Source organism: Allokutzneria sp. NRRL B-24872, from assembly GCF_002155965.1.
Lineage (GTDB): Bacteria > Actinomycetota > Actinomycetes > Mycobacteriales > Pseudonocardiaceae > Allokutzneria.
Window position 1 is genome coordinate 14,001 of sequence record NZ_MUMH01000007.1, and the last position, 25,076, is coordinate 39,076.

At 70.8% G+C, this 25,076-nt stretch carries 18 protein-coding genes; 10 read left to right on the plus strand and 8 right to left on the minus strand.

The annotated features are described in order from the left end of the window. The first annotated feature begins 8 nt into the window (after positions 1–8). Positions 9–578, plus strand: coding sequence for a nicotinamidase (locus tag CCN37_RS01440; protein WP_086818777.1), 570 nt, complete (start codon positions 9–11; stop codon positions 576–578). Between the two features lie 35 nt (positions 579–613). Here CCN37_RS01440 and CCN37_RS01445 read toward each other — a convergent pair whose 3' ends face one another. Beyond that, a complete protein-coding gene (locus tag CCN37_RS01445; RefSeq protein ID WP_086818778.1) occupies positions 614–1,273 on the minus strand; it encodes a hypothetical protein in 660 nt (219 codons plus the stop codon). Between the two features lie 205 nt (positions 1,274–1,478). Between CCN37_RS01445 and CCN37_RS01450 the strand changes: the two genes are divergently transcribed. Together CCN37_RS01450 and CCN37_RS01455 are read left to right on the plus strand one after the other, a co-directional pair. Further along, complete coding sequence (locus CCN37_RS01450; protein WP_086818779.1) at positions 1,479–2,249, plus strand: nucleotidyltransferase domain-containing protein; 771 nt, start codon at positions 1,479–1,481, stop codon at positions 2,247–2,249. Positions 2,250–2,376: 127 nt separating this feature from the next. After that, positions 2,377–4,311 carry an ATP-dependent DNA helicase gene (locus CCN37_RS01455; RefSeq protein WP_086818821.1) on the plus strand — a complete coding sequence of 645 codons (1,935 nt, stop codon included), beginning with the start codon at positions 2,377–2,379 and terminating at the stop codon, positions 4,309–4,311. Between the two features lie 401 nt (positions 4,312–4,712). Here CCN37_RS01455 and CCN37_RS01460 read toward each other — a convergent pair whose 3' ends face one another. The 3 genes from CCN37_RS01460 to ctaD form a co-directional block, all read right to left on the minus strand. Next, positions 4,713–5,504, minus strand: coding sequence for a peptidyl-tRNA hydrolase (locus CCN37_RS01460; RefSeq protein WP_086818780.1), 792 nt, complete (start codon positions 5,502–5,504; stop codon positions 4,713–4,715). Between the two features lie 42 nt (positions 5,505–5,546). After that, on the minus strand, positions 5,547–6,749 hold the full coding sequence (gene serB / locus CCN37_RS01465; protein WP_086818822.1) for a phosphoserine phosphatase SerB: 1,203 nt from the start codon (positions 6,747–6,749) through the stop codon (positions 5,547–5,549). A gap of 138 nt (positions 6,750–6,887) precedes the next feature. Continuing rightward, on the minus strand, positions 6,888–8,651 hold the full coding sequence (ctaD, locus tag CCN37_RS01470; RefSeq protein ID WP_086818781.1) for a cytochrome c oxidase subunit I: 1,764 nt from the start codon (positions 8,649–8,651) through the stop codon (positions 6,888–6,890). Between the two features lie 355 nt (positions 8,652–9,006). Between ctaD and CCN37_RS01475 the strand changes: the two genes are divergently transcribed. Further along, the gene (locus CCN37_RS01475) at positions 9,007–9,897 is read left to right on the plus strand and encodes an SGNH/GDSL hydrolase family protein (protein WP_086818782.1); all 891 of its coding nucleotides are present in this window, start codon (positions 9,007–9,009) and stop codon (positions 9,895–9,897) included. Positions 9,898–9,952: 55 nt separating this feature from the next. Here CCN37_RS01475 and CCN37_RS01480 read toward each other — a convergent pair whose 3' ends face one another. After that, positions 9,953–13,666, minus strand: a complete 3,714-nt coding sequence (locus CCN37_RS01480; RefSeq protein WP_086818783.1) for a PQQ-binding-like beta-propeller repeat protein — start codon at positions 13,664–13,666, stop codon at positions 9,953–9,955. 133 nt (positions 13,667–13,799) lie between these two features. Here CCN37_RS01480 and CCN37_RS01485 point away from each other — a divergent pair, with 133 nt between their 5' ends. The 4 genes from CCN37_RS01485 (at position 13,800) to CCN37_RS01500 (ending at position 18,293) form a co-directional block, all read left to right on the plus strand. Then, entirely contained in the window at positions 13,800–15,494 is a 1,695-nt protein-coding gene (locus CCN37_RS01485; RefSeq protein ID WP_086818784.1) for a hypothetical protein, read from the plus strand. Between the two features lie 253 nt (positions 15,495–15,747). Then, the gene (locus CCN37_RS01490) at positions 15,748–17,325 is read left to right on the plus strand and encodes a hypothetical protein (RefSeq protein ID WP_086818785.1); all 1,578 of its coding nucleotides are present in this window, start codon (positions 15,748–15,750) and stop codon (positions 17,323–17,325) included. Between the two features lie 26 nt (positions 17,326–17,351). Beyond that, entirely contained in the window at positions 17,352–17,684 is a 333-nt protein-coding gene (locus tag CCN37_RS01495; RefSeq protein WP_143261359.1) for a hypothetical protein, read from the plus strand. Positions 17,685–17,762: 78 nt separating this feature from the next. Beyond that, the gene (locus tag CCN37_RS01500; protein WP_086818787.1) at positions 17,763–18,293 is read left to right on the plus strand and encodes a DUF305 domain-containing protein; all 531 of its coding nucleotides are present in this window, start codon (positions 17,763–17,765) and stop codon (positions 18,291–18,293) included. Between the two features lie 44 nt (positions 18,294–18,337). Here the strand turns inward: CCN37_RS01500 and CCN37_RS01505 are convergent, their stop codons facing one another. After that, positions 18,338–19,951, minus strand: coding sequence for a UbiD family decarboxylase (locus CCN37_RS01505; protein WP_086818788.1), 1,614 nt, complete (start codon positions 19,949–19,951; stop codon positions 18,338–18,340). A gap of 2 nt (positions 19,952–19,953) precedes the next feature. Next, a complete protein-coding gene (locus tag CCN37_RS01510) occupies positions 19,954–20,562 on the minus strand; it encodes a UbiX family flavin prenyltransferase (RefSeq protein ID WP_086818789.1) in 609 nt (202 codons plus the stop codon). A gap of 121 nt (positions 20,563–20,683) precedes the next feature. On the opposite strand from CCN37_RS01510, the gene CCN37_RS01515 reads away from it, so the two are divergent. Together CCN37_RS01515 and CCN37_RS01520 are read left to right on the plus strand one after the other, a co-directional pair. Then, positions 20,684–21,493 (plus strand): putative RNA methyltransferase, encoded by an 810-nt coding sequence (locus tag CCN37_RS01515; protein ID WP_086818790.1) that lies wholly within the window; start codon positions 20,684–20,686, stop codon positions 21,491–21,493. A 9-nt stretch (positions 21,494–21,502) separates the two neighbouring features. Next, complete coding sequence (locus CCN37_RS01520; RefSeq protein ID WP_086818791.1) at positions 21,503–23,866, plus strand: Tex family protein; 2,364 nt, start codon at positions 21,503–21,505, stop codon at positions 23,864–23,866. A gap of 88 nt (positions 23,867–23,954) precedes the next feature. Here CCN37_RS01520 and CCN37_RS01525 read toward each other — a convergent pair whose 3' ends face one another. Beyond that, positions 23,955–24,911, minus strand: coding sequence for a hypothetical protein (locus tag CCN37_RS01525; protein ID WP_086818792.1), 957 nt, complete (start codon positions 24,909–24,911; stop codon positions 23,955–23,957). Positions 24,912–25,076 lie beyond the last annotated feature (165 nt).

The window sequence follows — 25,076 nt, forward strand, 5'->3', positions numbered from 1 at the left end:
GGGCTTCGATGACAAGAGCGCTCATCGTTGTGGACGTGCAGAACGACTTCTGCGAGGGCGGTTCGCTCGCGGTCAACGGCGGCGCCGCGGTCGCGGTCGCGATTTCCGAACACATGGCGAACAACGCCTACGACCACGTCGTGGCGACACGGGACTACCACGTGGACCCCGGTGCGCATTTCAGCGACAACCCGGACTACGTCGACTCGTGGCCCGTGCACTGCGTCGCGGGCACCGCGGGCGCGTCATTCCACCCGGAGCTGGACATCACCCGCGTGGAGGCCGTGTTCTCCAAGGGCGCTTATTCGGCCGCGTACTCCGGTTTCGAGGGCGCGGACACTGTGGGGCGCACGCTCGCAGAGTGGCTGCGTGAGCGGAATGTGGACACCGTGGACGTCGTGGGCATCGCGACCGACCACTGTGTACGCGCGACAGCGGTGGACGCGGCGCGCGAGGGCTTCGCGGTGACAGTGCTGCTCGGACTCACCGCGGGTGTCGCGCAGTCCACTGTGGACACCGCGCTGACCGCGCTCGGCGAGGCGGGTGTCCGGACAGACGGAACCCCGGTGGTCCGCTAGGGCCCACCGGGGTTCGCCGTCTTGCTGGGTCAGCCTCAGAAGCTGGGACGGCACTCCACGCTGCCGACGATGATGCTGCCGCGCAGCGGGGTGACCCCGGCGGGCGGGAACGCCACGCGCATCACGTTGAGGCGGATGGCGCCCTGGTCCTTGGTGACCTCGTTGAAGAACACGCGGGCGAGCAGCTCGCCCTTCTTGTTCTTCAGCGGGATCATGTGGCCCGCCGGCATCGGGTTGGGGATGTCCAGGCCGCTGACGCCGCCGAGCGAGAACTTGCCGCTGGTGCCGGTCGGCGTCGAGGTGCACTCCGCGGAGTACGTGGAGACGCGGGTGATCGTGGTGTAGCCGTACTGCTTGAGCGCGGTCAGCTCGAACTTCGTGCCGCTCATCTTGACGATGTTGTCATCGCCGTTCTTTTTGCACGTGGTCGTGCCCTTGCCGAACTTGGCGATGCTGCCGAAAGTCTTCGCGGGCACCGTGCCGTTGGCGGGCGTGGGGGTGTCCGGGTCGACGTCGCAGAGCGCGAGTTCGCCGCTGCTGGTCGTGGTCTCACCGCTGGTGACGTTGACGTCGCCGACGTTGGCCGCGCCGTCCTGGATCTCCGCCGCCGCGTAGGCGGGCGAGCCCATCGCCACGGTGGTGGCCAGCACTGCGCCGATGACGGCGCTGCGTCGCAAAACCGACTTGGTGCTCATTGTTGCTACCTTCTTCCGCGCCAGGGACAGCGACGGCCCGTCCATTGAGGACGGACGCGTTCCTGCTCGGTTCATCGGCCGAACGGCCTAACGCTGTACAAGATTCACCGGCAGCCACCCGATCGGGAAAACCATCCGCTCGTCCGGGTCACCGACACGGCGGATTGCGACGGAGAGCGACGAAACCCAGGTACCGTCGGCGGACATGATCGACACTGCCGCTCGCGAGGTCGCTCTCCGGTTCCTCGCCGAGCTGGACGAGGCGGCCCCCGGGCTCGTCGCCGGACTGCACGTGGTCGGCTCCGCGGTGCTGGAGGACTACCGGGCGGGCCACTCCGACCTCGACGTCGTCGTCGAACTCTCCGGTCCCGTCGATCCCGCCGTTCTCGCGGGCCTGCACACCGGTCCCGGAACCGCCGTCGAAGCCGTCTACGTGCGCGAGGGCGAGCTCAACGGGCGCGTCGAGGACGTCTCGGACGGACCGTGGGCGAACCTGGGCGTCCTCAACACCACCGAGCGCTCCTTCCAGCTCAACCCCATCACCTGGCTCCAGCTGGCTGGCCCCGCCGAGACGCTGCGCGGCCCCGCGCCGAAGCCGCGCGCCGACGTCGAGGCGGCGAAGCGGTTCTGCCTGGGGAACATCACCGAGTACTGGGCGCCGGTGCTGGACGGAGCGCGGCAGCTGCTCGCCACGTTGGCCCCGGGCGCCGACGCGGACCCGAAGGGCGTCGAGTGGGTCGCGCTCGGGCCGCCCCGGTTGTGGCACACCGCGCGCACCGGCGAGGTGATCGGCAAGTCCCAGGCCGGTCGGCTCGCGGCGGCGCGCTGGCCGGACCTGGCGGCCGAGCTGGGCGACGTCCTGGCGGCGCGGTCCGGGCAGAACGTGAAGCTGACGGCACGGCACGGGAACGCCGCCGTGCAGCTGGGCGAGCGCGTGCTGCACGAGTTGTCGGGGGCGGGCGGTACCGTCTCGTGACGTGTCCCCTGCCTCCCCCAGCACCCTGACCGCGACGCGGAAACCGCACGAGATCCCCGGAGTGCGCGCGTTGCTCGCCGCCGCCGTCGAGGCCGTCGGCGGGACCGAGCGGCCAGGCCAGCTGACCATGGCGGAGGCGGTCGCGCACACGATCTCCAGCGGCGAGCACCTCGCCGTGCAGGCGGGCACCGGCACCGGCAAGTCGCTGGCCTACCTGGTTCCCGCGCTGCGGCACGCCGTCGCCGCGGAGTCCACCGTGGTCGTGTCGACGGCGACGATCGCGCTGCAACGCCAGCTGGTCGACCGCGACCTGCCCCGGCTGGCCAAGACGCTCAAGCCGCTGCTCGGCCGCGAACCGCGCTTCGCGATCCTCAAGGGCCGCCGCAACTACCTGTGCATGCACAAGATCCACGGCGAGATCGACGACGAGCCCGAGGACAACGCGCTCTTCGACCAGTTCGCGATCTCGGCGATGGGGCGCCAGGTGAAGCGGCTGCACGACTGGTCATCGGACACCGAGACCGGGGACCGCGACGAACTCGTGCCCGGCGTGACCGACCAGGCGTGGCGGCAGGTGTCGGTGACCGCCAAGGAGTGCCTCGGCGTGAGCAAGTGCCCGGTCGGCGTGGACTGCTTCGCCGAGCGCGCGCGGAGTGAGGCCGGCAAGGCCGACGTCGTCGTCACCAACCACGCGCTGCTGGCCATCGACGCGCTCGAGGGCTACAAGGTGCTGCCCGAGCACGAAGTGGTGATCATCGACGAGGCGCACGACCTGGTGGACCGCGTGACCTCGGTGGCCACCAACGAGCTGACCTCGGGCATGGTCGGCGCCGCGGCCCGGCGCGTCGGCAGGATGATCGACCAAGACGTGGCCGACCGGCTCGCCGAGACCGCCGACGGGCTCGCGCTGATCATGGACGACGTCTCCTCCGGCCGTTTGGAGGCGCTGCCGAAGCCGCTCGCCGGGGCACTGGCCGCCATCCGCGACGCCGCGCACGCGTGCATCACCGCGCTCGGGCCGGAGCGCAAGGAGGACCAGGACGGCACCGCCAACCGCAAGATCGCGCGCGCGTCGCTCGACGAGGTGCACGACACCGCCTACCGGCTGCTCGGCGCGTTCGAGGCGCCCGAGGGCGAGCGGCGCGACGTCGTGTGGCTCTCCGCCGACTGGGAGCGCGTCCGGCCGCCCTCGCTGTACGTCGCGCCGCTGTCGGTTGGCGGGCTGCTGCGCGAGAAACTGTTCGGGCCGCGCTCGGTCGTGCTCACCTCCGCGACGCTCGCGCTCGGCGGCTCGTTCGACACGCTCGGCAGGCAGTGGGGGCTGCCGCCGTCGTCCACCGCGACCCGGGCGGAGGGGGCCGCCATCGAGAAGGAGGTGCCCTCCGACTCCAGCGCGCCCCGGTGGACCGGGATCGATGTCGGCTCGCCGTTCGAGCACCAGCGCAGCGGCATCCTCTACATCGCTCGCCACCTGCCGCAGCCCGGCCGCAGCGGCCTGCCGGAGGAGTACTTGAACGAGCTGACCGAGCTGGTGCAGGCGGCGGGTGGGCGCACGCTCGGCCTGTTCTCGTCGATGCGCGCGGCGAAGCAAGCTTCGGAGGAGCTGCGCAAGCGCATCGAGCAGCCGATCCTGTGCCAGGGCGACGACGCCACCGGTCAGCTCGTGAAGAAGTTCGCCGAAGACGTCGAGACCTGCTTGTTCGGCACGCTGTCCCTGTGGCAGGGCGTGGACGTTCCCGGGCCGTCGTTGCAGCTCGTCGTGATGGACCGCATCCCTTTCCCGCGCCCTGACGACCCGTTGGCGTCCGCGCGGCAGAAGGCTGTTTCGGCGCGCGGCGGCAACGGCTTCATGACCGTGGCGGGGACGCACGCGGCGCTGCTGCTCGCGCAGGGCGCGGGCCGGTTGCTGCGTTCGAACGACGACAAGGGCGTGATCGCGGTCCTCGACCCACGGCTGATGACCGCCGGCTACAGCAACTTCCTCCGCGCGTCCCTGCCGCCGTTCTGGACCACCACCGACCCCGCCGTCGTGCGCAGCGCCCTCGAACGCATCAACACCTGACGCCCGCTCCGCCCGCCGCGCGGAGGTTGGGCAGTCTTCAAGACCGGCGAACCCCCGCCTGCGGAGTCGCTAACCGCCCTGGCGCGCGGCGCCCTTCCGGATGGGTCGGGACGTTGTTGTGCGCCGGGCCGCGCGAGCGTGGTCACCGGTCGTCGCGCCCGTGCGATCGGTGGTCTGCGGTACCGGCGTGGTCGTTCATCCGCGCTGGTGCGGCCGCTGGACTGTGCGCCGGTCCGATCACCGGTTTCCGTGACGCAGGCGCGCGACCGCTGGTGGTGTCGCTATCAGCGGGGTTGCCGTGGTTCGCGGCACGCGCGGGTTTGCTGCGGTTCGCGACCGAGGGAACGAGGGTTTGTCGTGGTTAACGATGATCGACAGGGGGTTTGCTGGTCTTGAAGCCGTCAGACGTGGGGCCACTGGGTGATGACGGTGATGGTGCCGGGGTCGACCTCGGTGAAGCCCGCGTCGCGAACGGCGACGACGCGCTTGGACTTCCAGGCGAGGGCGGGGTCCTCGCCGGGGTGCAGGTCGCGCCAGCGGGACGGGTCGGCTTTGCGGACCGCGCAGGGGAACCCGGCGGTGGCCCAGTCGGCCAGGTCCGCGTGGCGGCCGTCGGCGTGCAGCAGCGCGGCGAGCAGCATCGTGGCGTGACCGACCTGCGCCGCCGCCTTGCCCACGGTCATCGCCACGCCGGGGTTGAGCCACAGCACCGGGGCGTTCGCGGGCGGGGCGGGCAACTGCTCGTCCTCGGGAAGCTCACTGCCAGAGATCTGGAGGCGGCCCAGCACGCGCGGGGTCTCCACGACGAGGCCGGGCAGCAGCGACCGCACCTCGGCGCCGGAGTGGGACACCGTCACGCCGGGCAGGTCCTGGACGGCGGTCCAGTGCGCTCCGCGAGCACGGCGGGAGACCTTGCGGATGCGGCCGCACATCCACGCGTGCACCTCGTCGTGCCACGGCTGCCCCGGCGCGGCGAGCGGGTCAAGGCAGACGGCGATCGCTGAGGACGCCGCCGCCGCGAGCACGGCAGAACGCGACGGCGGGTCGGCCTTCTCGATGCGCAGCACCATGGGCATGGCGCGCACCAGCTCGGGCACCTCATCAGAAGTGTCCACAGTGGACTCTGCTGACCGGCGCAGCCACGACACGTAGCGGTCGGCGAGCGGGTCCAGGATCGAGGCGGTTGCCAGCACCCCGTTAGTCAACCACCGGCTGGTCGACCACCAGCTGGCCGCTCACCCGATCTCGATGCGGTCGGCGGGCAGGCCGTCCGCCGCGTCCGCGGCCTCCACCTCGGCACGGGTCACGCCGAGCACGAACAACACGGCGTCCAGGAACGGCAGCGACAGCGCGGTGTCGGCGACCTCGCGCAGCGCGGGCTTGGCGTTGAAGGCCACGCCGAGGCCCGCTGTGGAGAGCATGTCGATGTCGTTGGCGCCGTCGCCGACCGCCACGCACTGCGCGAGCGGGATGTCGTACTCCCCGGCGAAGCGGCGCAGCGCCTCGGCCTTGCCGGCGCGGTCGACCACCTCGCCGACGACCCGCCCGGTGAGCACGCCGTCGACCACCTCGAGGTCGTTGGCGGCGCAGAAGTCGAGGTCGAGGTCCTCACCGAGGCGGAGCACGACCTGGGTGAAGCCGCCGGAGACGACACCGCAGCGGAAGCCGAGCCGCTTGAGCGTGCGCACGGTGGTCCGCGCGCCCGGGGTCAGCTCCACCGCGTCGGCGACCTCGTCGAGCGCCTTCTCCGGCAGCCCCTTCAGCAGCGCGACGCGGCGCTCCAGCGACTGGCCGAAGTCCAGCTCGCCGCGCATGGCGGCCTCGGTGATCTCGCGGACCTCGTCCTCGTGGCCCGCCTTCGCCGCCAGCATCTCGATCACCTCGCCCTGGATGAGCGTGGAGTCCACGTCGAAGACGACCAGGCGCTTGGCCCTGCGGGTGAGGCCGGACTGCTCAACGGCGATGTCCACGCCGATGCGCGAGGACAGCTCGACCATGGCGGCGCGCAGCTCCGCGTCGCCCTGGGGGGTCTGGTCCGCGGTGGTCACCGACAGCTCCAGGCCGGTGACCGGGTAGTCGGCGACGCGGCGGATGGAGTCGATGTTGGTCTCCAGCGCGGCGAGCTTGCGCGAGACCTCGGTGAACGCCCGCGCGGTGACCGGGCGCCCCATGACGATCAGGTGGTGGGTGGAGCCGAGCTGCGCGCTGGACACCGAGGCGCCGACCTCGACGTCGACCTGCATGCCCACGGTGGCCATGGCCTGCTCGACCCTCTCGTGCAGGCCCTCGGGATCGTGGTCGGTGGAGACCAGCACGCCGAGCACCAGCCTGCCGCGGATCACCACCTGCTCGACGTCGAGGACCTCGACGCCGTGCCTGGTCAGGGCGGCGAACAGGACCGAGGTGACACCCGGCTTGTCCGGGCCGGTCACGGTCATCAGCACGGGGGTCGCGTTCGGGCCGGTCACGGTGTCTGGCTCCTCTTCACGGGGTAACTGCCTGGGAAAACGCGAACGAGCCCCCGGGCATCACTGCCCAGGGGCTCGTCGTCGAGCACAGCTGCTGGTACTGCCTAGCTACTTGGCTTTGGGGTCGCCTTTGGTCTCATCATCCGGCTGCACCGCTGCCGCCGCCACCTCGGAGGGGGCCGCCTTGCCGTGCTTGCCGCCGATGTGCGCCTCCGCGCGGAAGCGCTCGACCATGTGCGGGTAGTGCAGCTCGAACGCCGGGCGCTCGGAGCGGATGCGGGGCAGCTCGGTGAAGTTGTGCCGAGGCGGCGGGCAGGAGGTCGCCCACTCCAGCGAGTTGCCGTAGCCCCACGGGTCGTCCACCGTCACGACCTCGCCGTAGCGGTAGCTCTTGAAGGCGTTCCACAGGAACGGCAGCATCGACGCGCCGAGGATGTAGGCGCCGATGGTGGAGATCATGTTCAGCGTGGTGAAGCCGTCGGTGGGGATGTAGTCGGCGTATCGGCGCGGCATGCCCTCGTTGCCCAGCCAGTGCTGCACCAGGAACGTCAGGTGGAAGCCGATGAACGTGGTCCAGAAGTGCAGCTTGCCCAGCGGCTCGTCCATCATCCGGCCGGTCATCTTCGGGAACCAGAAGTAGATGCCCGCGAAGGTGGCGAAGGCGATGGTGCCGTAGAGCACGTAGTGGAAGTGCGCCACCACGAAGTAGCTGTCCGAGACGTGGAAGTCGATCGCCGGGGCCGCCAGCAGGACGCCGGAGAGGCCACCGAAGAGGAACGTCACGATGAAGCCGATGCTGAAGAGCATGGGCGTCTCGAAGGTGAGCTGCCCCTTCCACATCGTGCCGATCCAGTTGAAGAACTTCACGCCGGTCGGGACGGCGATGAGGAAGGTCATGAAGGCGAAGAACGGCAGCAGCACGGCGCCGGTGGCGTACATGTGGTGCGCCCACACCGCCACGGACAGGGCCGCGATGCCCAGGGTCGCCCAGACCAGGCCCTTGTAGCCGAAGATCGGCTTGCGGCTGAACACCGGGAAGATCTCGGAGACGATGCCGAAGAACGGCAGCGCCACGATGTAGACCTCGGGGTGGCCGAAGAACCAGAACAGGTGCTGCCAGAGGATCACGCCGCCGTTGGCCGGGTCGAACACGTGCGCGCCGAGGTGACGGTCGGCCAGCAGGCCGAGCAGCGCGGCGGTCAGGATCGGGAACGCGATGAGCACCAGGAGGCTGGTGATCAGGATGTTCCAGGTGAAGATCGGCATCCGGTACATCGTCATGCCGGGCGCGCGCAGGCAGATCACCGTGGTGATCATGTTGACCGCGCCGAGGATGGTGCCGAGACCACCGACGACCAGGCCGGAGATCCACAGGTCCGCGCCGACGCCCGGGGAGTGGATCGCGTCCGAGAGCGGCGTGTAGGCGAACCAGCCGAAGTCCGCGGCGCCGCCCGGGGTGATGAAGCCCGCCATCACGATGAGGCCACCGAAGAGGTAGAGCCAGTACGAGAAGGCGTTGAGCCGCGGGAACGCCACGTCGGGCGAGCCGATCTGCAGCGGCATGATGAAGTTGGCGAAGCCGAAGACGATCGGCGTCGCGTACAGCAGCAGCATCACCGTGCCGTGCATGGTGAACAGCTGGTTGTACTGCTCCTGCGAGAGGACCTGCATCCCCGGGACGGCGAGCTCGGTCCGCATCAGCATCGCCATGACGCCGCCGACCAGGAAGAACGCCATCGCCGTGACGATGTACATGATCCCGATTTGCTTGTGATCCGTCGTGCTGAACATCCGCAGCAGGAACGAACCCTTGACCGAGTCACGCGTCGGGTAAGGACGCGTGGCGATCGGCTGGGGGGCTACGGCCGTCACGATGCCTCCTGAGCTCTACTGCGGCGCCTTTCTGGGCCGTCGACGTCCGGCATACGTAGCCTGCCCGGACATCCGAGAGGATCGTAGACCGCTCGCCCGACGGCGGCGCGCCTGGGCCGCTCCCACGGCTCTCCCACCACCGGGGGCGTAGGCCAGGTCACAACCACCCGCGCCCGGAGACCTCGCCGCGCGGTGCGGCGCCGGTCGGCTCACACCGGGCCGTTGCTCCGAACGGCCGTGCCCCGCTCGGCGATCCGCGCTATCGAGACTCCTATCGACGATTGACCCGTTCGGCCGAGTTAGATCAACATCCGGAGCCATCCCAGCCGCCGCTTCCTTTCACCGAGGGCTCCCGATGGCACTCTCCGCCGCGCTCCGCCGCCTGCTCGTCCTGCCGCTCGTGATCACCGCGCTGGGCGCGGGCACGACAACCGCCGTCGCGAAGCCGGCGAGGTTCGAGCGCTACGTCTCGCTCGGGGACTCCTTCGTCTCCGGCCCGTACATCCCGCAGCCGCGGCCGGAGTCGCGCGGCTGCCTGCGCACGACCGGCAACTACCCGACGGTGCTGGCCGCCGCGCTGAAGGTGCGGGAGCACGCCGACGCCAGCTGTATCGGCGCGTTCACCCACCACATGACCACCGCGCAGGACGAGCCGTCGTGGGACATCGACAACCCGCCGCAGTTGGACCGGCTCACCCCCGACACGGACCTGGTGACGATCACCACCGGCGGCATCGACATCGGCTTCATGCAGCTGGCGATCGACTGCGCGCTGGCCAGCTTCAGCGACCCGCTCGGCACCCCGTGCAAGAAGAAGCACACCGTCGACGGCGTCGAGCAGATCGGCAAGCGCATCGAGGCCGCCGCGCCGAAGGTCGACGCGGTGCTCGCGGAGCTGAAGCGGCGCGCGCCCAAGGCGAAGGTGGTCTTCGTCGGCTACCCCCGTCTGGTGCCGGCGGCCGTCGGCTGCTTCCCGACCGTGCCGATCGCCTTCGGGGACGTGGAGTACCTAGACGGGCTCCAGCAGAAGCTGAACAAGGCGCTCGCCGCGCAGGCCGCCGCGAACGGGATTCCCTTCGTCGACGCTTACCGGGCCAGCGAGGGCCGCGACGCCTGCCAGGCGCCCGAGGTCAGGTGGATGGAGGGCGTCATCCCCAGCTCGCCCACCGCGCCCGCGCACCCGAACGCCGCCGGGATGACGGCGGTGGCGAAGCTCGTGCACGCCGTGCTCAGGGGCAAGGACTAGGGCCCGTCCCGCACGGGGTCGAGGTGCTTGAAGACCGCCGAACGCGGCACGCGGTCTAGGTCTGGCAGCTCTCCGGCAGCTCTCCCCCGCTGGACTCGCCGAGAATCCGGCACAGCGTCCGCACAGCGTCCTCGGGCCGCAACTGCCACACGATGACGTCGCGGTCCCAGCTGGTGGAGGCGAGCGCGCTGCCGTCCTTCTTCCAGGCGAGCGCGTGGATGGTGCGGCTGTGCCCACCGGTCAGGCTCGTGACGAGGTGTCCGTTCGCCCTGGACCACACGGTGATCTCGCCCTTGCCGTGCCCGAGCGCGAGCAGTTGGCCGTCCGGGGAGAACTCCACGGCGGTGACCACGCTCGCACCGGTCTCGACGCGGCTCTTCAGCGCGCCGGTCGCGGCGTCCCACAGGGTCACGGCGGTGAACTCGGGGCGGGCCAGCGTCGCGCCGTCCGGGCTGAACACGATCTGCCCCGGGTAGGGGCTGCCCGGGCTCGGCAGCCGGGTCGGCTTGGGCGTGCCGTCCACGTTCCACACGACGATCCCGTCCTCGCCGCGCCTGGCCAGCCGCGTGCCGTCGGCGTTGAGCGCGAACTCGGCGGTCACGTCGGCGATGGTGGCCACGGCCCGTCGCTCGCGCAGGTCCCACACGGTGACGGAGCCGTCGTCGCGGCCAACGGCGAGCCTGCTGCCGTCCGCGCTGATCCGCATGTCGCCGAGGCGGGCGGGCAGGGAGACCGGCAGGGAGCCGACCACCTCCCCGGTCTCCGGGTCGTACAGGGTGATCTCGTCGTCGGAGCGCGCCACGACCAGCCGGAGGTCCGGGCTGAGCACCGGCCGCGCGGGGACGGGGAGGTGGTCCTCGGCGACCCGTCGCATCCGGTCCGCGACGGGTGAGGTGGCCAGCGGGACCCGGCGCGGTTCGGTCGGGCGCGGCAGGGCCCAGGTGAACACCTGCCGGGGCCCGGCGGCGACCACGGCGCCGTCGAGGCGGAAGGCGATGGACTTCTGGCCGAGTTCGTCCTGCCCCAGCATCGGCAGCCACTCCATGTGGAAGAGCACGACCGCGTCCGTGCTGGCCACGGCGACCGTGCCCGGTTTCCCGGTGGCGATCTGGTGCACCAGTTGCTCCGGTGGCAACCGGAGGTGGGTGAGGACCCGCAGGTCCTCGGTCCGGACGAGAGTCGTCGCGACGCCGCCGGTGACGACCACGCTCGCGCCGCCCGGCATGAAGGCGATGTCGCTGATCGGGCCCGGCAGCGGCTTGTCGCCGACCTCGGTCCGACCGCTGGCGGAGTCCCAGAGCAGCAGCCGCCCCTCCCTGGTGCCGAGCGCGACGGTGTGGCCGTCCTCGGCGACCGCGATCGCCCTCAGCGCTCCCTGGCCGTGCTGGAACTCGGCGAGTTTGGCACCGGTGGCCGAGTCCCACTTCGCGGCGAGCCCGGTCTCGTCCGAGGTGAACAGGGTTCGGCCGTCCGAGGAGAAGGTCGTGCTGACCGTGTCGAGCCAGTCCACGCCGGGCAGCAGCTGGTACTGCGCTTGGCGCTGCCCGGTGCGCCAGATCGAGAACCCGCCGCCGCGGTTGCTGATGACCATCAGATCGCCGCCGGGGCTGAGCAGCTCGGGCGCCATTCCCACGCCCAGGTCAGCTGTCTCGGTGACAACGGCCCGGCTCGTCAGTTCCCACGTGGCTGTCCCGCCGTGCAGGTTGGCCGCGCTCAGCCGCGTGCCGTCGCGGCTGAAGGCGAGCGCGGACAGGCCGTGCCCGATGTCCTTCATCCGCAGCTCCCCCCGCTCCGCCGACGTCCGCGTGTCCCACAGCCGCACGCCGACCGGGGTGTCGGTGGCGACCAGCGACCCGTCCGGGCTGACCGCGACGAGCGCCTTGGCGGTCGGCTCCCTGGTGATCACGCCGTGGTTGGCCTGGTGCGAGGCGAGGCTGAGGACGGCGCTGCGAGCTTCCTCCGTCCTCGCGGCCTCGTAGGCCTCCAGCGCACGGCGCATGGCCGTGTGCGGATCGCGCGGCGCCTCCTCCTTGGCTTGCGTGGCGAGCTGGCGGGACAGGGCGAGCTGTTGCAGGTCGATGGCGTCCTGCCGCTGCTTGAGCACGATCAGTCCCGCGACGACCGCCACGACCAGTGCGATGGCGAGCCCCGTGACGAGCTGCCGCAGCTGTCGTGTCCTGCGGTCGTGCAGGCCCTGTTCAGCCCGCTCAGCGGCGTCGGCGGCGTCGAGGAAGTCCCTCTCCCGCGCGGCCAGGACGACCTTGTCCCCCGCCGCCCATTCGCGGGCGACGGCCAGCCTGGTGCCCCGGTAGAGCGCGCTGGGGTCGCGGCCGAGCTCGTCCCAGTCCGCGGCGGCGACGGCGAGGCGCAGGTGCACGCGGTGGCCCTCGCGGTCCTCGGCGATCCAGTCGGTCAGCCGGGGCCATGAGCTGATCAGCGCCTCGTGCGCGATCTCGACGGCGCCCGCGTCCACGGTGAGCAGTCGCGCGTCGGCGAAGGCTTCGAGCACGCCCGCGTTGATCGCGTTCTCGCGGTCGAGCTCCGCGCTCGTGGCTCGCCTGCGCAGAATCCCCTCGCTCGCGTCGACCAAGCGCAGGAACAGCGCGCGGGCCGCGACCTCCTCCTCTTCGCCGAGCCGCGCGTACACCGCCTCCGCGGTCCGCACGACCGCGTCGTGGATTCCACCGGCGGCCTCGTAGCCGCTGAGCGTGAGCACGCGTCCCCGTCGACGGCGCCAGGTCTCCAGGAGCGCGTGCGAGACCAGTGGCAGTCCGCCGCGCTCGTTGGCGGCTTCGGCGACCAAGGTGGCCAGCAGCGCCGCCTCGACGGTGCAGCCCGTTCGCAAGGCGGGCTCGGTGATCGCGCTGCGCAACTCCGGGACGGTCATCGGGCCGACCAGCACGTGCCGGTCGCGCATCGCGTCCACGAGGTCGGTGTGGCGCGCGCAGTGCCCGAGGAAGTCCGCGCGCACGCTGAGCACCATCCGCAGCCGCTTGGTGCCGCGGGTCGCGAGGACAGCGGCGAGGAAGACCTCTCGGTCCTCTTTCACGACCTCGGTGCCGAAGACCTCCTCGAACTGGTCGATGACGACGAGCAGCGAGACGCCCGCCAGCTCGACGAGACGCGGTAGCGCGGTCGGGTCCTCGGTCAGCGCGGCGCGGGCGTCGACGTCTCCAGGCACGTCACCGAGCGCATCGGCCAGCCGCTCGACCCACCTGGCGAGCGGTGCGGCGCCCGGCGCGAACACCACGGTGCGCCAGCCCTGCTGCCCGGCCAGGCCGTCGACGGAGACCCGGTGCGCGACGCCCGCGCGCAGCAGCGAGGACTTCCCCGCTCCCGAGGCCCCGGCCACCACGAGGAAGCGGTCCCGGCCGAGGCGGTCGACCAGGTCGGTGACCAGCTCGTCGCGGCCAAAAAACAACTCTGCGTCTTGTTCGCGGAACGCGGCGAGGCCTCGGTACGGCGAGTCCTGACCGTCCTCCGCGAGCCGGTCGGCGTCCCCGAGCAGCTCGCGGTCGGCTTCTCGCCACCGCCGCTCCCACTCCGCGCGGTCACCGCCGCACGCCTCGGCGTAGGCGAGCGCCACCGCGAGGCTGGGCAGCTTCCGCCCTCCGGCGGCGTCGGACAACGTCGTGACCGAGTAGTGAGCGAGTTTCGCGAGCTGGCGATATCCAGGACTCCCCGCGCTTTCCCGCAATTCGCGGAGTGCGGCCGCGAAGCGGGCCACAGCGCTGTCGTCGGCGGCCAGCGGGCGCTCGGGTCGGGGCACTCGCACACCCTCCTGACCGGGACGGATGTTGTCCGCCGTTGTTTGTCCACCCTACCCGCGCCGAGCCGGACAACGTGACGCGACATACACCGGAAAGGAGCCCGTTCGGGGCAGGAAAACCTGGGGAGAATTCGTGACCATTTCTTCCGCGCACGACGGCGCGGTCGGTACTGCGGTCAGTGATGAGGCCATCACCGGAAAGCCGCGCGAGACACCGGCGCACGTTCGCCGCTGGAACCGCACGGTCGTGATCGGCGCCGTCGCGATCATCGCGGTCGCCGGGTTCGCGCAGCGCTGGATCGCTGATGACGGCCTGATCTACGTGCGCGCCGTGGAGCAGATCCTGGCGGGCAACGGCCCGGTCTTCAACGCCGGCGAACGCGCCGAGAGCTCGACCGGGACGCTCTGGCAGTGGCTGCTCGCACTGGCCGGGCTGATCGTGCCGAACGTGCCGCTCGCCGCCGTCTACCTCGGCCTGGCGTGCACCACGGCCGCGATCGCTCTCGGCGTCACCGGCGCGCAGCGGCTGCACGGCTCAGTGACCGTTCCCGCGGGTGTCGTGGTGGTGCTGATGACGCCTCCGATGTGGGATTTCGCGACCTCTGGCCTGGAGACGGGCTTCGCGTTCGCCTGGATCGCGGGCAGCTGGTGGCTGCTGGTGCGCTCGCGAGACGCTGACGGCGGCCTGCACCTGCTCGCGGTGGTGCTCGGACTCGGCCCGCTGGTGCGGCCCGACCTGGCCCTGGTGTCGATCGTGTTCCTGGTGGCGCTGTGGCTGCTGCACCGGCCCCGACTGGGCGTGACGCTGCGACTGGTCGCGGTGGCGGGAGCGCTGCCGGTGGCCTACCAGGTCTTCCGGATGGGCTACTACGGCGTGCTGGTGCCGCTGCCCGCGATCAGCAAGGAGGCCTCCACCTCCTACTGGGAGCGCGGCGTGGGCTACCTGGCCGACCTGTTCGTCACCTACTGGCTGTGGGTCCCGATCCTCGTGGTGCTCTGGCTGGGCCTGCGCACGCGCCTGACCAGGGCGGATCGCATCCTGGTGTTCGCGCCGGTGATCGCGGGCGCGCTGTCGGTGCTCTACGTGGTCAAGGTCGGCGGCGACTTCATGCACGGCCGGATGCTGCTGCCCGGCCTGCTGCTGGTCATGCTCCCGTTCTTCTGCCTGCCCCGCCCCGGCAGGGCGGGTCTCGGCGTGCTCTCGCTGGCACTGGTCGCCACGACGGCGTTCTGCGTGATCAACCCGCGCCCGTCCTACTCGCCCCTGATCGGCGAAGCGGGCATCGCCGACGAGCGCGCGTTCTGGACCAGGGACGTCGGTACGAGGAACCCGGTCGACAAGCAGCCGTACCTGGACCGCTTCGGCGACCTGATCGAACAGGTGCGCGAAGCGCGGCACGAACTGGTCTTCATCGGCTTCACCGGGGAGTACCACCCGCTGACCGCGGAGCGGACCGAGCGCGTCGGCACCGTCTGGTCGACCCTGGGCTCCGGGGGAGCCATCACGCCGCTGAGCGAGACGGTGATCGACCCGATCGGGCTGTCCTACCCGCTGGCCGCGCACCTCGAACCGCAGCCGCGCGGGCGGGTCGGCCACGAGAAGCGGCTGCCGAACGCGTGGGTGCTCGCGGACTACAGCCTCCCGACGGAGGAGACGGCGGCGGCGCGCAGGGCGCTGTCCTGCGGCGCGCTGGCCGAGCTCCAGGAGTCGGTCAGGGCGCCGCTCACCTGGAGCCGATTCGTGGACAACTTCCTCGGCGCGTTCGACAGGACCTCCTTGCGCATACCGGAGAATCCGGTCGAGGCGGAGCGCCGCTTCTGCGGCTGAGGCCCGCAATTCCCGTCTTTTGGGACGCCGTGCCGCACCCCGGTGAACACGCACAACGAGCTTCACTCTATAAATGGGGGGCGCCCCGAACGGGGTTGCGGCACGGCATGGAGTGAAATACGTGACAGTTACCCCGTTCGACGATATCGGAAATCCAAAAGCAACCTTCGGTGTCGCAACCGCATATAACGAAACGACTACGGAGAGTTCTTCCCGGCGCTGGAATACCGGGGTCGCGGTCGCGGCCGTCGCGGTGATCCTGGTCGCGGGATACTCCAGGCGCTGGATTTCCGATGACGGCCTGATCTACGTGCGCGCCGTCGAGCAGATCCTGGAGGGCAACGGCCCGGTCTTCAACGCCGGGGAGCGGGCGGAGACCTCCACCGGGACCCTCTGGCAGTGGTTACTCACCGTGGTCGGGTTCGTGCTGCCGGACAGCCTGCCGCAGCTGGCCGTCTACCTCGGGCTCGGCTTCGCCGGTGCGGCGTTCGCGCTCGGGGTGACCGCCTCGCAGCGGCTGCACGGCGGCGCCCCGGTCCCGGCGGGCGTGGTGATCCTGCTCGCGCTGTCGCCGATGTGGGACTTCGCCACCTCCGGACTGGAGACCGGGTTCGCCTTCGCCTGGATCGCGGGCAGCTGGTGGTTGCTGGTGCACTCGCGGGACAGCGACCGGGAGACCCACTTCGGGCTGGCCTTCGTGTTCGGCCTCGGCCCGCTGGTGCGGCCGGACCTGGCGCTGGTCTCGATCGTGTTCCTGGTCGCGCTGTGGCTGCTGCACCGGCCCGCGCGGCGGACCACGATCGCGATGCTCGGCGTCGCGGGCGCGCTGCCGGTGGCCTACCAGATCTTCCGGATGGGCTACTACGGCATCCTCGTGCCGCTGCCCGCGATCAGCAAGGAAGCCTCCGGCTCGTACTGGCTGCGCGGCTTCTCCTACTTCTTCGACCTGTTCCTCACCTACGGGGCGATCATCCCGGTCGGCATCGTGCTCTGGGTCGGCCTGCGGCGGCACTACAACCGCAGCGACCGAGTGCTGGTGTTCGCGCCGGTGATCGCGGGCGCGCTGTCCATGGTCTACGTGATCAAGGTCGGCGGTGACTTCATGCACGGCCGGATGCTGCTGCCCGGTCTGCTGCTGATCCTGCTGCCGTTCTTCTGCATGCCCAGGCCCGCCAACCCCGAGATGATGAAGTGGGCCAGCGCCGGGCTCATCGGCTGGGCCCTGCTCTCCGCCGCCCTGCTGCGCCCGATCTACGCGCCGCACTTCGGCCCGATGGGCGTCGCCGACGAGCGCAGCCACTACGTGAACTCCACCCACGTGGTGAACCCGATCTCCAAGCGGGACTACGTCGAGGCGCAGCCGGAGAAGCGGAACTGGGTGCGCGCCGCCGAGGGCGAGCTGGTGTTCGCGCTGGAGAAGCCGAGGACCGAGCCGCTGGCGCCGCACCGCGAGGAGCGCGTGGCCTTCGTCTGGCCGGTCCTGGGCACGGCGGGCGCGCTGACCACGCTCGACGAGACCGTGGTGGACCCGATCGGCCTGTCCTACCCGCTGGCCGCGCACCTGGAGCTGACCGATCGCGGTGGCCGCGTCGGGCACGAGAAGAAGCTGCCAAGGGTGTGGATCACCGCTGACTACGGCGCTCCGACGAAGGAGAACGAGGCGGCCAGGCGGGCATTGTCCTGCGGTGCTCTCGCCGAGCTCCAGGAGTCCGTGCGCGCGCCCATGTCGTGGGAGCGGTTCGTGGACAACTTCCTCGGCTCCTTCGGCAGGACCACGTTGCGCGTGCCCGCCGACCCGGTCGCCGCGGAGCGCCTGTTCTGCGGAGGCTGACGGGGAGCGCGTATACCCTCGGGGGTATGCGCCGGGCACCCATGAGCACGCTCCTGCTCGGGCTGCTCGTGGCCGGGCTCAGCTTCAGCGTGCTCGCGATGCACCAGGTCCCGCACGCGGTTTCCGTTGTGCAGCAACACCACTGCGATGGCGGGAGCCCTGCGGACCCGGTGACGCACATGTGCGCCGGACTGGTCGTGGTGGTCGCCGCGCTCGGGGCGCTGAGCCTGGTGGCGCTGCTGCGCCGCGAGCCCGTCGTGCTCGCCCGCCCGTCGCTGCTGCGGTGGCTGCGCCGTCTGTCCGGTCGCGCGCCACCGGTTCGGCTGAAGCTCGCGGAGTTGTGCGTACTGCGGTTGTGACCGGTTAGCCGGAGAGCGTGCGTTTCTTGGCACGCCCCGGACCCGGCCCACCGTCACGACTCCTCGAAACGAGAAGCGATGAAGCTCAGGTTCCTCGTGGCCGCACTGGCCGCGCTCACCCTCACCGCCTGCGGCCAGCAGGCCCCGGCGCACAACCAGGCGGACGTGGACTTCGCCTCCGGGATGGTGCCGCACCACCGGCAGGCCGTGGAGATGGCCGACCTCATCCCGGGCCGCAGCGACCACCCGAAGCTGCTCGCGCTGGGCGAGCGGGTCCGCAAGGCGCAGCAGCCGGAGATCGACGCGATGACCGGCTGGCTCAAACGCTGGGGCGCCCCAGAGCCCACCGACCACAGCGGCCACGCCGGGCACGGGATGGCGGGGATGATGACGCCGCAGCAGATGGCCGAGTTGAAGGCGGGCAAGGGCGTCGGCTTCGACAAGGCGTGGCTGCGGATGATGATCGAGCACCACAGGGGCGCGCTGGAGATGTCGCGCGCGGAGCTGGCCAAGGGCTCCGACGCCGACGCGAAGAAGCTCGCCCAGTCGATCCTGGACTCGCAGCAGAAGGAGATCGACGAGATGACCGCGCTCCTCGCGGAGCGCTGATCTGAGTGGCCGCGGCGGGGTCGTGACCCGCCGCGGCGTCTCCGCTAGTGCACCCAGTTGTCGAGGATCTTCTTGCGCAGCGCCGCCGGGTAGTTGTCCTCGAAGGCGGCGTTGCGCGGGCGCTCGGGGCCCTGCGGCAGCAACGAGTCGAAGGCCAGCAGCGGGGCGAGGTAGCTCTCCTGCTCCTCCTTGCCGTAGCAGACCATCAGCGCGTTGAACGACCGCTGCGGGATCACCACCTGGTCCTTCACCGGGTGCGTCCTGGTGGCGAAGCCCCACATGAGGTCGCGGTGCTCGGTCACGTCCAGGTCGTCGTCGAGGACCATCACCTGCGAGAGCCAGATGACCACGCGCGTGTCGCAGATGATCTCCGCGATGCGCTTGGTCAGCTCCCGCGAGGACGAGATGCCGGTGCGCTTGGGCCAGTCCTTCGGCACGGTCACCGCGAGCACGTGCAGGGCGCTCTCCGGCACCATCCACGCGTTCGTCGCCGGAATCCCGTTCTTGCGCAAGGCGTTCAGGATGATCGCGGACGCGGGAACGCCGACCGCGGTGTGGTCCTCGTCCACCGCCTTGCCCGCCGCGACCACCGGCAGGATCGCGTTGTCCCGGTGGGTGATCGCGGTGACCGTGCAGGTCGGCATCTGCCGCACGTGCGTGCTCATGTAGCCGGGCGCCTCGCCCATCGGCCCCTCGGGCACGGTCTTCTCGAAGTCGATGTGCCCCTCGATGACGATCTCCGCCGTCGCCGGGACGCGCAGGTCGACCGTTTTGCAGCGCACCAGTTCCACGGGCTTGCCGTAGTAGCCGCCGAGGAAGGACGCCTCGTTCACCCCGTCCGGCAACGACATCGCCGAGGCGAACGGCACTCCGGGCTCGGCCCCCTGCACGAGGGCGAACGGAGCCTGCTTGCCCTGCTCCGCCCACTGCGCCGCGATCACGCCGAGGTGCTGGAAGAACGGGACGACCAGGGGCGCGAAGCGCTTGCCGTCCACCAGCATCGCGCGGCTGATCGACCAGTTGACCCACTTGCCGTCCGGGGTGCCGACGACGAAGGTGCCCCAGGTGTTCAGGTACGGCCCGCCGTCGCCGTCGTGCAGCAGCGGCACCGGGATCTTGGTGAGGTCGGCGTCCTTGCCAAGCAACACGTTCTGCTGACACGGTCCACTGTGGACGGTTATCGGCTCGATCGGTTTGAGGTCGTGCGCCCGCGTCAGCGCCTCCACCATGGCCAGCGGGTGGGTGTCCGGTTTGAAGCCGAGCGACAGCGCCACGCGGGCGTAGCGGGCCTTGGGTAGCGAGCTGAGCGCGGCGGGCGCTCCGAGCACGCGGAAGCCCTTGCGGTGTCCCTTGATCCGGTTGAACAGCACGGCGGGACCGTTGATCTCGGTGGTGCGCCTGGCGATCGCGCCGATCTCCAGGTGCGTGTCCACCTCGCGGTTGATCTGCCGCAGGTCGCCGAGCGCGTCCAGCGCGTCCAGGTACTCGCGCAGGCTGCCCAGCCGCCGCTTGGCGTCGGCGACGTGCGGGTCCCACTTCGGCGGGGCCGCGGCGGCGCTCTGCGCGGTGATCCCGGCCAGGCTCGCGCCGACCGAGCCCGCGGCGAGCAGTCCGCCGCGCCAGAGGAGCCCTCTGCGGGAGATCCCGGTGCCAGACATGCCTACTCCTTGTACGAGAAGCCGTTGGTGATCAGTCGCTGCGCCTTGGCGTCGGCCGTCCCGGTCCAGCGCGCCGCGCCGGGGACCTCAAGACCGAACTGGTCGAGAATCCTGGCGACGGTGTGGTCGATGACGTCGTCGAGGCTGTGCGGCGCGTTGTAGAACGCGGGAACGGGCGGGAACACCGTCGCTCCCGCCTGCGTCACGCCGAGCATGTTCTCCAGGTGGATCGTGCTCAGCGGGGTCTCGCGGACCACCAGCACCAGCCTGCGGCGCTCCTTGAGCACCACGTCGGCGGCGCGGCTGATCAGTCCATCGCCCGTGCCGTGCCGGATGGTGGCCAGGGTCTTGGTGGTGCAGGGGACGACCACCATGCCGTCCGTGCGGAAGGACCCGCTGGAGATCGGCGCGGCCTGGTCGTCGGCGGAGTACACGGCCGTGGCCAGCGCGCGCACCTCGCGCACGGAGTGGCTGGTCTCCAGTTCGATCGTGGCCCGCGCCCACTTGCTCAGCACCAGGTGCGACTCGACGCCGAGCTCGCGCAGCGCGAGCAGCACCCGCACGCCGAGCTCGGCCCCGGTCGCTCCGGTCATCCCCACTACCAGGCGCATCGCAACCTCCACGAGTTTTTACAATGCGACTGCATGGTATAGATCCGGACATCTTTTCGGAAGACACCAGGGCTTTGCCTCCGCCGGGGTGGGCACGGGCGACGCATATACTCGCCGCGTCATGCGCAGCGAACTCCTGGAACACCTGCGGTGTCCGCATTGCGCGGCACCACTCGCGGCGACTGGGAACACCGTTTCCTGCGCTGGCGGCCACAGCTTCGACATCGCCAGGCAGGGCTACGTGAGCCTGCTCGCCGGCGGTCACTCCTACCGCGTCGACACCGCCGAGATGGTGGCCGCGCGCGATGCCTTCCTGGGCGCGGGCCACTACACCCCGATCTCCGAAGCGCTCGCGAACGCGGCGCGGCGCCCGCTGCCCGCGGGGTGCGTGCTCGACATCGGCGGCGGCACCGGGCACTACCTGCGCGCGGTGCTCGACGCCCTGCCCGACCGCGACGGCATCGTGCTCGACCTGTCCAAGTTCGCAGCGCGGCGCGCGGCCAAGGCGCACCCCAGGATCGGCGCGGTCGTCGCGGACGCGTGGCGCGAGCTGCCCGTGCACGACGGCACGGCCGCCCTGGTGCTCAACGTGTTCGCCCCGCGCAACGGCCCGGAACTGCGCCGCGTGCTGCACCCCGAAGGCGAGCTGGTCGTGGTCACCCCCACCCCGGCGCACCTCGCGTCACTGGTGCGGGAGCTGGACCTGCTCACGGTGGACGAGCGCAAGGACGAACGGCTGCACGAGGCACTGGACCCGCACTTCACGCTGCTCGGCAGGGAGACCGTCGAGTACGCGCTCGCCCCTGGCGGCGCCGCGCTCGCCCAGCTCGTGGGCATGGGACCGAGCGCGTGGTCGGCCAGGACGACCGCCCTTCCCGAGGACTTCAAGACCACCGTGTCGGTGTCGCTGACCCGCTACCGCCCGAAGTGAAGGATCGCCATGCTGTCCATTCCCCAGAAAATCGCCGATGAGCTCGGGGTGCGCGAGCGCCAGGTGGTCGCGGCGGTCGAGCTGCTCGACGGCGGCTCGACCGTGCCGTTCATCGCCCGGTACCGCAAGGAGGTCACGGGCGAGCTCGACGACGCGCAGCTGCGCACCCTGGACGAGCGCCTCGGCTACCTGAGGGAGCTGGAGGAGCGGCGCAAGGCCGTGCTGGAGTCGATCGACTCGCAGGGCAAGCTCGACGACGCGCTGCGGGCGCAGATCCTGGCCGCGGACTCCAAGGCCCGCCTTGAGGACATCTACCTGCCGTTCAAGCCGAAGCGGCGCACCAAGGCGCAGATCGCGCGCGAGGCCGGGCTGGAGCCGCTCGCGGACGGCCTGATGGACAACCCCGAGACCGACCCGAAGGCCGCCGCCGCGGTGTTCGTGGACGCGGAGAAGGGCGTTGCCGACGCGCAGGCCGCACTGGACGGTGCTCGCGCGATCCTGATCGAGCGCTTCGGCGAGGACGCGGACCTGATCGGTGAGCTGCGCGAGACCGTGTGGTCGCGCGGGCGGCTCGCGTCGAAGGTGCGCGAGGGCAAGGAGACCGACGGCGCCAAGTTCTCCGACTACTTCGAGTTCGACGAGCCGCTGACGAAGCTGCCGTCGCACCGCGTGCTGGCGATGCTGCGCGGGGAGAAGGAGGAGGTGCTCGACCTCGTCCTCGACCCCGAGCCCGAGGGCGACGCGTCGGCGATCCCCACTGGCCCCAGCACGTACGAGACCCGCATCGCCGCGCGCTTCGGCGTCGCCGACAAGGGCCGTGCCGCGGACAAGTGGCTCAGCGACACCGTTCGCTGGGCTTGGCGCACGCGCATCCTGGTGCACCTGCGCATCGACCTGCGGCTGCGCCTGCGCCAGGCCGCCGAGGACGAGGCAGTGCGCGTGTTCGCGGCCAACCTCCGCGACCTGCTGCTGGCCGCGCCCGCGGGTTCGCGCGCCACGATGGGCCTCGACCCCGGTTTCCGCACCGGCGTGAAGGTCGCCGTGGTCGACGCGACCGGCAAGGTCGTCGCAACCGACGTCATCTACCCGCACGTGCCGCAGCAGCAGTGGGACCAGTCGCTGGTCAAGCTGTCCAAGCTGGCCGAGCAGCACAAGGTCGACCTGGTCGCGATCGGCAACGGCACCGCCTCCCGCGAGACCGACAAGCTCGCCGGTGACCTGATCAAGCTCCGCCCCGACCTCAAGCTGACCAAGGTCGTGGTGTCGGAGGCGGGCGCGTCGGTGTACTCCGCCTCGGCCTACGCCTCGCAGGAACTGCCCGGCATGGACGTGTCGCTGCGCGGCGCGGTCTCCATCGCGCGCCGCCTGCAGGACCCGCTCGCCGAGCTGGTCAAGATCGACCCGAAGTCCATCGGCGTCGGCCAGTACCAGCACGACCTGTCCGAGGTGAAGCTCTCGCGCTCGCTGGACGCGGTCGTCGAGGACTGCGTGAACGGCGTCGGCGTCGACGTGAACACCGCGTCCGTGCCGCTGCTGACCAGGGTGTCCGGCATCGGCGAGGGCCTGGCGGAGAACATCGTCGCGCACCGCGACGCCAACGGCCCGTTCCGCTCGCGCAAGGCGCTCAAGGACGTGGCTCGCTTGGGCCCCAAGGCTTTCGAGCAGTGCGCGGGCTTCCTCCGCATCCGCGAGGGCGACGACCCGCTCGACTCCTCCAGCGTGCACCCCGAGGCTTACCCGGTCGTGCACCGCATCCTGCAGAACACCGGCAGCGAGGTCGCGTCGCTGATCGGCAACACCCGCGTGCTCAAGAGCCTCGACCCGCAGGCGTTCGTCGACGACACGTTCGGTCTGCCGACGGTCACCGACATCATCAAGGAGCTGGACAAGCCGGGCCGCGACCCGCGTCCGGCCTTCAAGACCGCGACCTTCGCCGACGGTGTCGAGAAGCTGGCCGACCTCAAGCCCGGCATGACCTTGGAGGGCGTTGTCACCAACGTCGCCGCGTTCGGCGCGTTCGTGGACATCGGCGTGCACCAGGACGGCCTCGTCCACGTGTCGGCGATGTCCAACACCTTCGTCAAGGACCCGCACGACGTGGTCAAGTCCGGCGACATCGTGCGCGTGAAGGTCCTCGACGTGGACATCCCCCGCAAGCGCATCTCGCTGACCCTGCGGCTCCAGGACACTCCGGAGCCCGCCGCGCGCACCAGCGGCGGCGGCGGTCAGCGCGGCGGCGGAGGCGGTCCACGTCGCGGTGGCGGTCAGCAGCGCGGGAACAGCAGCTCCAGCGGCTCCGCCGGTGGTTCTGGCGGCGGCGCACTCGCGGACGCCCTGCGGCGAGCCGGGTTCGACAAGGGCCTCAACCGGTAGCGCTCAGGTCCTGGAGGCGCTCGCCACGGCACGGTGACATGGCACGTGCCGTGGCGAGCTTGCCTGGGGATCGGTTGCTCGCCCTCGCTCAACGACGACCCGGCTTGGGAATGACGATGCGCAGCGTCGATCCGCGGTACCGCAGCACGATCAGACTCTCGCTCATCTCGGTCACCCCCACCCCGGACAGGCCGATGTCCGGATCGGTGAGCGCCGAGGCGAGCGCGACCGCGGCCATCAGGCTGCGGCCGCGCAGCTCCCAGGTGGTGCCCTCCCCCCACAGCCGCGACCACAGCGGCCCCGCCCGGCCGGGGTCGGGACCGCGCACCACCTGGGAGCTGATCGCCCACCGCCCTCCCGGGTGGTCCACGGTCAGCCGGACGGTCAGGGCCGCGAGCAGGTGCTCAGCATCGGGCGAGACGACCGGCAGCGCGCCGATGGTCTCCCGCTCCGCGGTGGTGAGTCCCTCCGCCCCGTTCCACGGCCCCAACCCGTCCAGCGGCGGTAGCTGTGTCTCCGCGAGGCGCACCCGCAACAACGCCTTGGTGGGCAGGTGCACGAAACGGAACCACTGCCCCTTCGGATGTGCGTTGAGCGGCCGGAGTCCCGGCACGCCCTGCGGGTTCACCCTGGCAGGCCGCGCGGCCAGGGCCCGCGCCAGCGCGAGCGGGTTCTCGGTGAAGATCACCAGTTCGTCCCGCAGCGGCGAGATCGCGACCGACTCGACGGCTGTCCAGTTCAATCCCCACCGCGCGAACCGCCACCGCGCTGTGAGGCCCTGGTCGATCGACGTGGGACCGATGCCGTCGTTGAACACCACCAGGGCGAGCAGCATGCGGAACCGGCGCTGCGCGGCCGAGCAGTTGTCCAGCTGGTTCGTCCTGCGGTAGCCGACAGCGGCGACGGCGTGCGTCGGTGGCTCGCCGGTGTAGGCAGAGCGGCGCGCGGCGCACACCCTGGCGGTCAGTCGCGTCTCCGCGTGGTTGCGTGGCTGGCTCGCGGTTCGACGCATGGCCGCGAACACGTTCTCCGCCGACTCAGTCATCACCCAACTCCGACCTCGGTAGGCACTCAGGCAACAAGGCCAGCCGGGGTCTGGGGCTGGAACGCTGGATCGAATTCGGAGAGTAGACCTGATCACCGGGGAGGACAGGCCCCCGACCCAAGTACACCCGTCTGGCCCGCCGTCATTCGCCCACGCGGGACGGCA